At 69.5% G+C, this 12,160-nt stretch carries 11 protein-coding genes; 7 read left to right on the plus strand and 4 right to left on the minus strand.

Annotation, left to right across the window (positions count from 1 at the left end; genetic code table 11):
* Positions 1–283: 283 nt before the first annotated feature.
* From leuA to ACZ7GJ_RS08975, 6 genes are all read left to right on the plus strand, one after another.
* Positions 284–2,047, plus strand: a complete 1,764-nt coding sequence (gene leuA / locus ACZ7GJ_RS08950; RefSeq protein WP_470750469.1) for a 2-isopropylmalate synthase — start codon at positions 284–286, stop codon at positions 2,045–2,047.
* A gap of 235 nt (positions 2,048–2,282) precedes the next feature.
* Complete coding sequence (locus tag ACZ7GJ_RS08955; protein ID WP_365924600.1) at positions 2,283–2,978, plus strand: TerB family tellurite resistance protein; 696 nt, start codon at positions 2,283–2,285, stop codon at positions 2,976–2,978.
* A 544-nt stretch (positions 2,979–3,522) separates the two neighbouring features.
* Positions 3,523–5,085, plus strand: coding sequence for a nucleobase:cation symporter-2 family protein (locus ACZ7GJ_RS08960; protein ID WP_470750470.1), 1,563 nt, complete (start codon positions 3,523–3,525; stop codon positions 5,083–5,085).
* Between the two features lie 85 nt (positions 5,086–5,170).
* Positions 5,171–5,917, plus strand: coding sequence for a DNA repair protein RecO (gene recO / locus ACZ7GJ_RS08965; protein ID WP_365924604.1), 747 nt, complete (start codon positions 5,171–5,173; stop codon positions 5,915–5,917).
* An 11-nt stretch (positions 5,918–5,928) separates the two neighbouring features.
* Positions 5,929–6,750 (plus strand): isoprenyl transferase, encoded by an 822-nt coding sequence (locus ACZ7GJ_RS08970; RefSeq protein WP_365924606.1) that lies wholly within the window; start codon positions 5,929–5,931, stop codon positions 6,748–6,750.
* A 23-nt stretch (positions 6,751–6,773) separates the two neighbouring features.
* Entirely contained in the window at positions 6,774–7,298 is a 525-nt protein-coding gene (locus ACZ7GJ_RS08975) for a YcxB family protein (RefSeq protein WP_470750471.1), read from the plus strand.
* Between the two features lie 41 nt (positions 7,299–7,339).
* Here the strand turns inward: ACZ7GJ_RS08975 and ACZ7GJ_RS08980 are convergent, their stop codons facing one another.
* Genes ACZ7GJ_RS08980 through ACZ7GJ_RS08995 form a run of 4 tightly spaced genes read right to left on the minus strand, consistent with a single transcriptional unit; the run spans position 7,340 to position 10,475 of the window.
* Positions 7,340–7,768, minus strand: a complete 429-nt coding sequence (locus tag ACZ7GJ_RS08980; protein ID WP_381755038.1) for a Fur family transcriptional regulator — start codon at positions 7,766–7,768, stop codon at positions 7,340–7,342.
* 42 nt (positions 7,769–7,810) lie between these two features.
* Entirely contained in the window at positions 7,811–8,677 is an 867-nt protein-coding gene (locus tag ACZ7GJ_RS08985) for a metal ABC transporter permease (RefSeq protein WP_470750472.1), read from the minus strand.
* Complete coding sequence (locus ACZ7GJ_RS08990; RefSeq protein WP_470750473.1) at positions 8,677–9,498, minus strand: metal ABC transporter ATP-binding protein; 822 nt, start codon at positions 9,496–9,498, stop codon at positions 8,677–8,679. Before ACZ7GJ_RS08990 ends, ACZ7GJ_RS08985 begins: the two co-directional genes overlap by 1 nt.
* Positions 9,498–10,475 carry a metal ABC transporter substrate-binding protein gene (locus tag ACZ7GJ_RS08995; RefSeq protein WP_470750474.1) on the minus strand — a complete coding sequence of 326 codons (978 nt, stop codon included), beginning with the start codon at positions 10,473–10,475 and terminating at the stop codon, positions 9,498–9,500. Before ACZ7GJ_RS08995 ends, ACZ7GJ_RS08990 begins: the two co-directional genes overlap by 1 nt.
* 166 nt (positions 10,476–10,641) lie before the next feature.
* On the opposite strand from ACZ7GJ_RS08995, the gene ACZ7GJ_RS09000 reads away from it, so the two are divergent.
* Positions 10,642–12,024: a glycine--tRNA ligase gene (locus ACZ7GJ_RS09000; RefSeq protein WP_470750475.1), complete on the plus strand. Its 1,383-nt coding sequence runs from the start codon at positions 10,642–10,644 to the stop codon at positions 12,022–12,024.
* Positions 12,025–12,160: the final 136 nt, after the last annotated feature.

Genomic DNA, 12,160 nt, shown 5'->3' on the forward strand with positions numbered 1-12,160 from the left:
GCCCGGACATCGCCCCGGACCCGGTGGCGAGAAAGAGGCTTAGCTCACAAAGGGTGCAAATCGGACCCAGGGGTCTTGCATACTGAAACAGGTCCTCGCGATACGGCGCGGCTCGGTTAGGCTCGGCCCATCATGCGTTTCGGGCTGCTTCTCCTTAGCTGCCGCGGCGAGGGTCTGTAGTCGTAGGCCGGCCCCCTCCCCGCGGAGTTTGGTGTTGCGGTTTTTACGACCGCCGTCGGCCGTCCCAGCGAACTACACGCGGACACGCGAGGAGCCCAACGCCATGAGCCAGCAGCCTTTTGTCGGTCGCCCCACGCCCATCACCAACGCGACCCACTCCCAGAAGTCCTCCGGGATGCCGATCCACAAGTACGGCCAGTACGAGCAGGTGGACATCCCGGACCGCACCTGGCCGGACGCCCGCGTCACCAAGGCTCCCCGCTGGCTGTCGACCGACCTGCGCGACGGCAACCAGTCGCTGATCGACCCGATGACCCCCGCCCGCAAGCGCGAGATGTTCGACCTGCTGGTGCGCATGGGCTACAAGGAGATCGAGGTCGGCTTCCCGTCCTCGGGCGAGACCGACTTCGCCTTCGTGCGCTCGATCATCGAAGAGGGCGCGATCCCGGACGACGTCACCATCTCCGTACTGACCCAGGCCCGCGAGGACCTGATCGAGCGGACCGTGGAGTCGCTGGTCGGCGCCAGGCGCGCCACCGTGCACCTGTACAACGCGACCGCCCCGACCTTCCGCCGGGTCGTCTTCCGCGGCTCCAAGGAGCAGATCAAGCAGATCGCCGTCGACGGCACCCGCCTGGTCATGGAGTACGCCGAGAAGCTGCTGGGCCCCGAGACGACCTTCGGCTACCAGTACAGCCCGGAGATCTTCACCGACACCGAGCTGGACTTCGCGCTGGAGGTCTGTGAGGCCGTCTGCGACGTGTGGCAGCCGGCCGAGGGCCGCGAGATCATCCTGAACCTGCCCGCCACCGTGGAGCGTTCGACGCCCTCCACCCACGCGGACCGCTTCGAATGGATGGCCCGCAACCTGACCCGTCGCGAGCACGTCTGCATCTCCGTGCACCCGCACAACGACCGCGGCACCGCCGTCGCCGCCGCCGAGCTGGCCCTGATGGCCGGCGCCGACCGCATCGAGGGCTGCCTGTTCGGGCAGGGCGAGCGCACCGGCAACGTCGACCTGATCACGCTGGGCATGAACCTGTTCTCCCAGGGCATCGACCCGCAGATCGACTTCTCGCAGATCGACGAGATCCGTCGCACCAGCGAGTACTGCAACCAGATGGAGGTCCACCCGCGCCACCCCTACGCGGGCGACCTGGTCTACACCGCCTTCTCCGGCTCCCACCAGGACGCCATCAAGAAGGGCTTCGACGCCATGGAGGCCGACGCGGCCGCCAAGGGCGTCACCGTCGACGACATCGAGTGGGCGGTCCCGTACCTGCCCATCGACCCCAAGGACGTCGGCCGCTCCTACGAGGCGGTCATCCGGGTCAACTCGCAGTCCGGCAAGGGCGGCATCGCCTACGTCCTGAAGAACGACCACAAGCTGGACCTGCCGCGCCGCATGCAGATCGAGTTCTCGCGGATCATCCAGGCCAAGACCGACGCCGAGGGCGGCGAGGTCACGCCGAAGGCGATCTGGGACGTCTTCTCGGACGAGTACCTGCCCAACCCCGAGAACCCGTGGGGGCGCATCCAGCTGCGCTCCGGCCAGACCACCACCGACAAGGACGGCACGGACACGCTGACCGTCGAGGCGGTCGTGGACGGCGTGGAGACCGTGCTGGACGGCACCGGCAACGGCCCGATCTCGGCCTTCTTCGACGCGCTGGCCGGCATCGGGGTCGACGCCCGCCTGCTGGACTACACCGAGCACACGATGAGCGAGGGCGCGTCCGCCGTGGCCGCCTCGTACATCGAGTGCGCGATCGACGGCCGGGTCCTGTGGGGCATCGGCATCGACGCCAACACCACCCGCGCCTCCCTGAAGGCGGTCATCTCCGCCGTCAACCGCGCGGGCCGCTGATCCGCGGATCGGCGAGCGGAAATCGGCGGCCCCGCCCCTCCCTCCGGAGGGGCGGGGCTCCGCCGTCTCCGGGCGGGCCCGGACCGCGGGTCGGGGGCTCTCGGGGCGGGGGCGCAGATCGGCCAAGTACGGGGGCCGTCGGATGTTGTCTTGTCACACGGCTGACGCATGCTCACCGATGTGGCTAACATCACGCCAACCCGGCGATGCTGCCGGAAGGTTACGGAGGTGCGACGTGCTGCCAGTTCGGGGTGGGGACGGCCGGAAGCTGACGGCCTGGGGCATCCGTACCACCTGGAGCACCGTGGGCGACGGGGAGTTCTTCTGCCCCGACTGCGGTGGCGACCGGAACTACCGCCGGCGCACCGGGCGCCGCCGCTTCACCGTCCTCGGGGTCCCGCTGCTGCCGCGCGGGCACGCCGGGCCCGTGGTCGAGTGCCAGGGCTGCCGGCAGCGCTTCGGTACCGACGCGCTGGACCACCTCACCACCACCCGCTTCTCCGCGCTGCTGCGCGACGCCGTGCACACCGTGGCCCTGGCCGTGCTGGCGGCCGGCGGTACGGCCTCGCGCAGCGCTCTGGAGGCCGCCGTGGGCGCCGTACGGTCCGCCGGGTTCCAGGACTGCACCGAGGCGCAGCTGGAGTCCCTCGTGGAGGCTCTGGCGACCGACGAGGGCCGGCTGGGGCTGTACGACGGCCCCGAGTGCTGCGGGGCCGCGCTGTCGATCGAGCTCCACGAGGCGCTGGAGCCGCTCGCCCCGCACCTGGCCGCCGCGGGACGTGAGTCGATCCTGCTGCAGGGCGCTCGTATCGCACTCGCGGACGGACCGTACATCCCTGCAGAGCGGGAGGTGCTGGCCACGGTGGGCGCGGCGCTGCGGATCGACGCGGACGAGGTCGCGCGGCTGCTCTCCGCGGTCCGTGCTCCGTAAGGTGCGTGCGGGCCCGAAGGGGATGGAATTGGGCCGGAAACCGGCCGGTAGGACGTAACGATCCGGCCTCGCACCCCCGGATTCGAGCCCCGTGGTGCGCCGCGGGAACGGCGGAGCTGATCGCTCCGGCCGGCGGGCATCCACCTGTTGGACACCCGGAGAGACGCGTTCTGCTTTGCGCAGCGGAACCATGAAAAATCGTTTACCTGCACGTCACCCCGTTCCCGCTTCGCGTTCGCGTGGCGGGAACGGGCGTTTCCGCATGCCTGGTGCGTACTCCATGGCGCAGGCCCCTGCCACTGGAGAAACCTACAGATCTGACATCGGTAGACGTCAACAATTTGTAGAAGTCGACGATATCTGTGAGGCCTCCCACAGGCGTTCAATTCCGGTCACACGACGAGACGCCAGCGGTAGTACCGCGGGGCTTCGGTTCACGTGAACGCACTGTCAACCCTGGCGGACCAACGGGTTAGCGACCCACTCCGGCCAGGGATAACCAGATTCCTCTCGATTACCTACCTCATTGAAGGGCAAGGCAGAGATGGCACGTGTCGCCGCCCGGCTTTCCGCCAACGGAGAGCAGAGCACGCACCCGGTCGACGAGGTGCTCCCCCTCCCCAAGCTCGCGCTCTACGGCTTCCAGCACGTACTCGCGTTCTACGCCGGTGCGGTGATCGTTCCGATCATCGTGGGCGGGGCCCTCGGGCTCAAGCCCGAGGAACTGGTGTACCTGATCAACGCGGACCTGTTCACCTGCGGCATCGCCTCGATCCTCCAGGCGTGGGGCATCGGCCGGATCGGTGCGCGCCTGCCCCTGATCCAGGGCGTCACCTTCACCGCGGTGTCCCCGATGATCGCGATCGGGCTCGGAGCGGGCGGCGGGACGGCGGGGCTGCTCGTCATCTACGGCGCGGTCATCACGGCCGGTATCGCCACCTTCGCCTTCGCCTGGCTGCCGCCCAAGGCCTTCCGTACGGTCATGCGGCTGTTCCCGCCGGTCGTCACCGGCTCGGTGATCACCGTGCTCGGCATCGTGCTGATCCCCGTCGGCCTGAACGACGCCGCGGGCGGCCTCGGCAGCCCCGACTTCGGCGACCCGAAGAACTTCGCCTACGCCGGCGGCACGATGCTCTTCATCCTCGTCCTGATGAAGCTCGGCAAGCCGTTCCTCTCCAGCATCGCGATCCTGCTCGGCCTGGTCGGCGGCACCACCGTCGCCTTCCTGCTCGGCGACGCGAAGTTCGGCGACGTCGGCAACTCGGACTGGATCGGCATCTCCACCCCGTTCCACTACGGAGCCCCGCAGTTCGAGTGGTTCCCGATCGTGCTGATGCTCATCGTCATGCTGATCACCATGGTCGAGACGACCGGCGACACCTACGCGGTCGGCGACATCGTCGGCAAGGAGATCGACAGCGAGACCGTCGCCCGCGCCCTGCGCGCCGACGGCGCCGCGACCGCCCTCGGCGGCGTCCTGAACTCCTTCCCGTACGTCGCCTTCGCCGAGAACGTCGGCCTGGTCCGCATGACCAAGGTCAAGAGCCGCTTCGTGGTGGTCGCCGCGGGTGTCTTCATGATCGTCCTCGGTCTCCTCCCGAAGGCCGCCGCGATCGTCGCCGCGGTCCCGCACGGAGTGCTCGGCGGCGCAGCGACCGTCATGTTCGCGATGGTGGCCCTGGCCGGTATCCAGACCCTGGCCAAGGTCGACCTCAAGGAGGAGAAGAACGCGCTGGTCGTGGGCGTCTCCCTGGCCTTCGCGCTGCTCCCGGCCACCGTTCCGGTGTTCTTCAAGGAGCACATGAACGCGGACCTCTCCTCGCTCCTCAACAGCGGTGTGACGCTCGGCGCCACGGCCGCGATCGTCCTGAACCTGATCTTCAACGGCCTGGGCAAGGACGACCCGCGCGCCGCGGTCCAGGTCGCGCTGCCCGCCCAGGCGGCAGCCCCGGCGGAGGCCGAGGCAGGTGCCGAGGCCAGTGTCGTGGCCGGTGGCGCTGCCGACGCCAAGGCCACTGCCGACTCCGACTCCGACTCCGAAGCCGGCGCCGACGGCGACGGCGAGAAGGCGGACGGCGCGGCCGCGCCCGCGACGCCCGCCACCTGAGCCTCCCAAGGGACGATGGCCCTCCGCCCGGACCCGTGTCCGGACGGAGGGCCGTCGCCGTGCCCGCACAGGCGACAATGGGCGCATGAGTCTGTTCCGCGACGACGGCATCGTGCTGCGCACCCAGAAGCTGGGTGAGGCGGACCGCATCATCACGCTGCTGACCCGGGGCCACGGCCGGGTGCGGGCCGTCGCCCGCGGGGTCCGGCGCACCAAGTCCAAGTTCGGCGCCCGGCTGGAACCTTTCTCCCACGCCGACGTGCAGTTCTTCGCCCGTGGCAGCGAACTGGTCGGGCGCAGCCTGCCGCTCTGCACGCAGACCGAGATCATCGCCCCGTACGGCAACGGCATCGTCACCGACTACGCCCGCTACACCGCCGGCACCGCGATGCTGGAGACCGCCGAGCGCTTCGCCGAGAACGAGGGCGAGCCCGCCGTACAGCAGTACCTGCTGCTCGTCGGCGCCCTGCGCACCCTCTCGCGCGGCGAGCACGAACCGCACCTCATCCTCGACGCCTTCCTGCTGCGATCCCTCGCCGTCAACGGCTACGCGCCCAGCTTCGAGGACTGTGCGAAGTGCGGGATCCACGGCCCCAACCGGCACTTCTCGGTCGCCGCGGGCGGGGTGATATGCGGCGACTGCCGCGTCCCCGGAGCCGTCGTACCCTCGTCGGAGGCCATCGCCCTGCTGAGCGCCCTGCTGACGGGCGACTGGGCGCATGCCGATGCGTGCGAGGCGCGTCACGTGCGGGAGGGCAGCGGGCTGGTCTCGGCCTATTTGCACTGGCATCTGGAACGCGGGCTACGCTCCCTGCGTTACGTCGAGAAATAGGAGCTGGGCACATGGCACGACGCGGGATTCTGGGACGCTCTCGCCGCGAGTACAAGGTTCCCGAGCCGCACCCGTCCGGTGAGCGCCCGCCGAAGATCCCCGGTGAGCTGGTCCCGAACCACGTCGCGGTCGTCATGGACGGCAACGGCCGCTGGGCCAAGGAGCGCGGCCTGCCGCGCACCGAGGGCCACAAGGTGGGCGAGGGCGTCGTGCTCGACGTGCTCAAGGGCTGCCTGGAGATGGGCGTCAAGAACCTCTCCCTGTACGCCTTCTCGACGGAGAACTGGAAGCGCTCGCCCGACGAAGTCCGCTTCCTCATGAACTTCAACCGCGACGTCATCCGCCGCCGCCGCGACGAGATGAACGAGCTGGGCATCCGCATCCGCTGGGTCGGCCGCATGCCGAAGATGTGGAAGTCGGTCGTCCAGGAGCTCCAGGTCGCGCAGGAGCAGACCGTCGACAACGACGCGATGACCCTGTACTTCTGCGTCAACTACGGCGGCCGTGCGGAGATCGCGGACGCGGCGCAGGCGATCGCCCGGGACGTGGCGGCGGGCCGGCTCGACCCGTCGAAGGTCAACGAGAAGACCTTCGCGAAGTACATGTACTACCCGGACATGCCGGACGTGGACCTGTTCCTGCGGCCGAGCGGCGAGCAGCGGACCTCCAACTACCTGCTCTGGCAGAGCGCGTACGCGGAGATGGTCTTCCAGGACGTGCTGTGGCCGGACTTCGACCGCCGCAACCTCTGGGCTGCGTGCCTGGAGTACGCCCAGCGAGACCGCCGCTTCGGCGGGGCCGTCCCGAACCAGGCCGAGGGCTCCACGGGCTGATCCTGCGGGTACGCTCTGCCGCCATGGACATGACGGGCCAGGCGGTGGAGCTGCACTGCGCCGCGGAGCGCAGCGACGTACGGGAAGTGCTGCGCTGGCGCGCGTTCAGGGCGTCCGGCGGGCGCAGGCAGCTGCTGCTGTGGCTGGTACTGATGCCCCTGGCGCCGGTCGCGGTGATCGTGGCCCAGCACGGCCGGGCGACGGATCCGGCCGGGCTGGCCTTCGCGGCCGGGCTGGGAGTGCTCCTGGGCGCCGTCTCGCTGTCCCTGGAGCTGTGGCGGCGCGCGCGCCGGATGTACCGCTGGGTCTCCGAGCACCCCGAGTACCGGTGCGTGGTCAGCGGGCACGCATTGCGCGTCCTTCGGCCCGACGGGACGGCGGCCGAGTACGCCTGGGCCCGGTACACCGGCTGGACCGAGACCCGGAACCTGTTCGTCCTCGGCTACGGCAACGGCAGCCTCGGATGGCTCCCGAAGCGGGGAGCCCCGGCCCCGGCCGATGTCGAGCGGGTACGGGAGCTCCTGGAACGGAACGTCCCGCGGCTCTAGGTCGTGACGCGCGGCGTCCGCAAGGGGCGTACGGGGACGGCTCAGCCCGCGGACGCGCAGTCGGCGCAGGTGCCGAAGATCTCCACCGTGTGGGCGACGTTCACGTAGCCGTGCTCGGCCGCGATGGACTCCGCCCACTTCTCCACCGCCGGGCCCTCCACCTCGACCGCCTTGCCGCACTTGCGGCACACCAGGTGGTGGTGGTGGTCGCCCGTGGAGCAGCGCCGGTAGACGGATTCGCCGTCGCTGGTGCGCAGCACGTCGACCTCGCCGGCGTCCGCGAGCGACTGGAGGGTGCGGTACACGGTCGTCAGGCCCACGGAGTCACCGCGGTGCTTGAGCATGTCGTGCAGCTCCTGGGCGCTGCGGAACTCGTCCACCTCGTCCAGCGCCGCTGCCACGGCTGCCCGCTGCCGGGTGGATCGCCCTCGTACTGGCGCGGTATTCATCTCGCCAGGCGCAGTCGCCACCGGTTCCTCCTCGTATCGGCCTGCGGCCATTGTGCCAGCCCGCTAGACCTTCACATCGTCCCGCGTGCAGACCTCTTCGGCCGCACGTGCGGTTCTGGCGCGGCGCCGGGCCAGCGGGGTCGACAGGGCCGTCATCACCATGAAGACGGCAATGGCGAGGAGCACGATCGTCGCGCCGGAGGGTGCGTCCATGTAGTACGTGCTGGCCGTGCCGGCCAGGGAGACCAGCAGGGCGATCGCCATGGCCAGCGACAGCGTCGCGGTGAACCCGCGGGTGACCCGCTGGGCGGCCGCGACCGGGATCACCATCATGGCGCTGACCAGCAGCAGGCCCACGATGCGCATCGCCACGGTGACGGTGACGGCGGCGGTGACCGCGATCAGCAGGTTGAGGAAGCGCACCGGCAGCCCGGTGACCCGGGCGAACTCCTCGTCCTGGCAGACGGAGAAGAGCTGGCGGCGAAGGCCGATGGTGACGGCGAGGACGAAGGCGGCGAGGATCGCCATCGCGGTGACGTCCTCGGGCGCGACCGTGGTGATCGAGCCGAACATGGCGCTGACCAGGTTGGTCGTGGATCCGCCCGGAGCCATGTTGATGATCATGACGCCGCCGGCCAGACCGCCGTAGAAGAGCATGGCGAGCGCGACGTCGCCGCTGGTCTTGCCGCGGGAGCGGATCAGCTCCATGCCGACCGCGCCGATGACGGCGACCAGGGTGGCCATCCACACCGGGCTCGTGTTGAGCAGGAAGCCGAGCGCGACACCGGTCATGGCCACGTGTCCGAGGCCGTCGCCCATGACGGCCTGACGGCGCTGGACGAGGTACGTGCCGATCGCGGGCGCCGTGATGCCGACCAGCGCGGCCGCGATCAGCGCCCGCTGCATGAAGGCGTAGTTCAGGAGGTCCATCAGCTCAGCAGTCCCGTCCGCAGGGGCTCGGCGTCGTGCGCCGCGTGGGGGTGTACGTGGTCGTGGCCGGGCAGGGCGTGTTGGCCCACGGCCTCCGGGGGCGGTCCGTCGTGGACGACGCAGCCGTCGCGCAGGACGACGGCGCGGTCGATGAGGGGCTCCAGCGGTCCCAGCTCGTGCAGGACGAGCAGGACGGTGGAACCGGCGGAGACCTGCTCGCGCAGGGCGTTCGCGAGGACTTCCTGGTTGGCGAGGTCCACGCCGGCCATCGGCTCGTCCATGATCAGCAGGTCCGGCTCGACGGCGAGCGCCCGGGCTATGAGCACGCGCTGGTGCTGGCCGCCGGAGAGGGCGTTGACCGAGGCGTCGGCGTACGTGTCCATGTCGACCAGGGCCAGGGCGCGCTCGACGGCGGCCTTGTCGGCCTTGCGCAGGATTCCGAAGCGGGTGCGGCCCAGCCGGCCGGAGGAGACGACCTCCCGGACGGTGGCGGGGACGCCGCTGGCGGCGGTGGTGCGCTGCGGGACGTAACCGATGCGCGACCAGTCGCGGAAGCGTTTGAAGTCCGTGCCGAAGAGGGACAGGGTGCCGTCGGTCAGCGGGACCTGGCCGACGACGGCTCGGACGGCCGTGGACTTGCCGGAGCCGTTGGCGCCGAGCAGGGCGACGACCTCACCGCGGTGCACGGTGAGGTCGACCCCGCGCAGCACGGGGCGCGAGCCGAGCGAGGCCGTGGCCCCGCGCAGGGATATGACGGGCTGGTCCGCTGCCTGTCGGGGCGTGGACTGCATGGCTCGCGCCTCCGTTGCTGCTGCTGTCATTACTTGGCTCCGAGTGCCTTCTGGAGGTTCTTCAGGTTGGACCGCATGACCTCGAAGTAGTCAGCGCCCTGGGACTTGTCGGTGATTCCCTCGAGCGGGTCGAGGACGTCGGTCTTCAGGCCGGTGTCCTTGGCGAGGGTCTTGGCCGTCTTGTCGCTGGCCAGCGTCTCGAAGAACACGGTGGAGACATTGTCCTTCTTCGCGACGGCCTGGAGCTCCTTCATCCGGGCCGGGCTCGGCTCGGACTCGGGGTCGACGCCGGAGATGCCCTCCTGGGCGAGGCCGTAGCGCTCGGCGAGGTAGCCGAAGGCGGAGTGGGTGGTGATGAAGGTCTTGGAAGCGGTGTTCGCCAGTCCGCTCTTGAACTCGGTGTCCAGCGTGCCCAGCTTGGAGACCAGGTCGTCGGTGTTCTTCTTGTAGTCCGCCGCGTGGTCGGGGTCGGCCTTCTCCAGGGCCGCGCCGACGCCCTTGGCGATCTCCGCGTACTTGGTGGGGTCGAGCCAGACGTGCGGGTCCTCGCCGGACTCGCCGTGGCTGTGACCGTGGTCCTCGCCCTCGCCCTCGGCCGCGTGGTCGTGGCCTTCGTGGCCGGCGGCGCCGTGCACCTCGAGCTTGGTGAGGGTGGCGGCGTCCACGATGTTCTTCACGCCGGACTGGGCGACGGCCTTGTCGACGGCGGGCTGCAGGCTCTTGAGGTAGAGGACGACATCGGCCTCGCCGAGCTGCGCGGTCTGCTTGGGGGTGATCTCCAGGTCGTGCGGTTCGACGCCCGGCTTGGTCAGGGTGTCGACCTTCACGTGGTCCTTGCCGATCTGCTCGGCGAGGAACTGCATCGGGTAGAACGACGCCATCACGTCGAGCTTGCCGCTCTTGTCGCCGGAGGCACTGGCTCCGCCGGAGCAGGCGGTGAGGGCGGTGGCGCCGAGCGCGACGGCTCCGGCGAGGGCGGCGGTGGGTATGAGGCGTCGTACGTTCATGACATCCATTTTCATCAAAAATGGAAACGATTGTCAAAAACCCTGGTGGGCGGTCCGCGGTGAGGGTCGGGGGAGGGCGGAGGAAGGGGAACCGATTTGAAAGGGGGGGTGCGGGCGCCGGTAACCTGAGGCATTCGCCGTTCGTCCTCGTAATGAAGAGAGCACCGTGGCCGCCGACAAGATCGACACCATCGTCAGCCTGAGCAAGCGCCGTGGCTTCGTTTTCCCGTGCAGTGAGATCTACGGCGGCTCCAAGGCCGCCTGGGATTACGGTCCGCTCGGTGTGGAGCTCAAGGAGAACATCAAGCGCCAGTGGTGGAAGGCGATGGTCACCGGGCGCGAGGACATCGTCGGCCTCGACTCCTCCGTGATCCTGTCCCCCGAGGTCTGGGTGGCGTCCGGTCACGTCGGCACGTTCTCCGACCCGCTGACGGAGTGCACCTCCTGTCACAAGCGCCACCGCGCCGACCACCTGGAAGAGGCGTACGAGGCCAAGCACGGCCGCGTGCCCGCCAACGGTCTGGCCGACATCAACTGCCCCAACTGCGGCGTGAAGGGCCAGTTCACCGAGCCCAAGCAGTTCTCCGGCATGCTGGAGACCCACCTCGGCCCGACCCAGGACACCGGCTCGAAGGCGTACCTGCGCCCCGAGACCGCCCAGGGCATCTTCACCAACTTCGCCGTGGTGCAGACCACCTCGCGCAAGAAGCCCCCGTTCGGCATCGCGCAGATGGGCAAGTCCTTCCGCAACGAGATCACGCCCGGCAACTTCATCTTCCGCACCCGCGAGTTCGAGCAGATGGAGATGGAGTTCTTCGTCAAGCCGGGCGAGGACGAGCAGTGGCAGGAGTACTGGATGGCGGAGCGCTGGAACTGGTACCGCGACCTCGGCATCCGCGAGGAGAACATCCGCTGGTACGAGCACCCGAAGGAGAAGCTGTCCCACTACTCGAAGCGCACCGCCGACATCGAGTACCGCTTCAACTTCGGTGGCAACGAGTTCTCGGAGCTCGAAGGCGTCGCCAACCGCACCGACTACGACCTGAAGGCCCACTCCGCGGCCTCGGGCGCGAACCTGACCTACCACGACCAGGAGTCGGGCGAGCGCTACACCCCGTTCGTCATCGAGCCGGCGGCCGGTGTCAACCGTGCCATGCTCGCCTTCATGCTCGACGCGTACAACGAGGACGAGGCTCCGAACGCCAAGGGCGTCATGGAGAAGCGCGCCGTCATGCGCCTCGACCCGCGCCTGGCCCCGATCAAGGTCGCCGTCCTGCCGCTGTCCCGCAACGCGCAGCTGTCGCCGAAGGCCAAGGGCCTGGCCGCCGACCTGCGCAAGAACTGGAACATCGAGTTCGACGACGCGGGCGCCATCGGCCGCCGCTACCGCCGTCAGGACGAGATCGGTACGCCGTTCTGCGTCACCGTCGACTTCGACACCCTCGAAGACAACGCGGTGACCGTGCGCGAGCGCGACACCATGAAGCAGGAGCGCGTCTCCCTGGACCAGATCCAGAGCTACCTCGGCAGCCGCCTGCTCGGCTGCTGAGCGGTCCCGCACGAAAGACCGGTGGGGGGGGGGGGGGGGGGGGGGGGGGGGGGAGGGGGGGTGGGGGGGGGGGGGGGGGGGGGGGGGGGGGGGGTTGAGGGGGGGGGGGGGGGGGGGGGGGGGGGGGTCTTTTTGT

Source organism: Streptomyces sp. NPDC037242 (genome assembly GCF_055604165.1).

Excerpts from the sequence above, each read along its gene's own strand:
- recO (WP_365924604.1), top strand. The coding sequence starts at position 5,171 with ATGAGTCTGTTCCGCGACGACGGCATCGTGCTGCGCACCCAGAAGCTG.
- ACZ7GJ_RS08995 (WP_470750474.1), bottom strand. The coding sequence starts at position 10,475 with ATGAACGTACGACGCCTCATACCCACCGCCGCCCTCGCCGGAGCCGTC.
- ACZ7GJ_RS08975 (WP_470750471.1), top strand. The coding sequence starts at position 6,774 with ATGGACATGACGGGCCAGGCGGTGGAGCTGCACTGCGCCGCGGAGCGC.
- ACZ7GJ_RS08970 (WP_365924606.1), top strand. The coding sequence starts at position 5,929 with ATGGCACGACGCGGGATTCTGGGACGCTCTCGCCGCGAGTACAAGGTT.
- ACZ7GJ_RS08960 (WP_470750470.1), top strand. The coding sequence starts at position 3,523 with ATGGCACGTGTCGCCGCCCGGCTTTCCGCCAACGGAGAGCAGAGCACG.
- ACZ7GJ_RS08990 (WP_470750473.1), bottom strand. The coding sequence starts at position 9,498 with ATGACAGCAGCAGCAACGGAGGCGCGAGCCATGCAGTCCACGCCCCGA.
- leuA (WP_470750469.1), top strand. The coding sequence starts at position 284 with ATGAGCCAGCAGCCTTTTGTCGGTCGCCCCACGCCCATCACCAACGCG.
- ACZ7GJ_RS08985 (WP_470750472.1), bottom strand. The coding sequence starts at position 8,677 with ATGGACCTCCTGAACTACGCCTTCATGCAGCGGGCGCTGATCGCGGCC.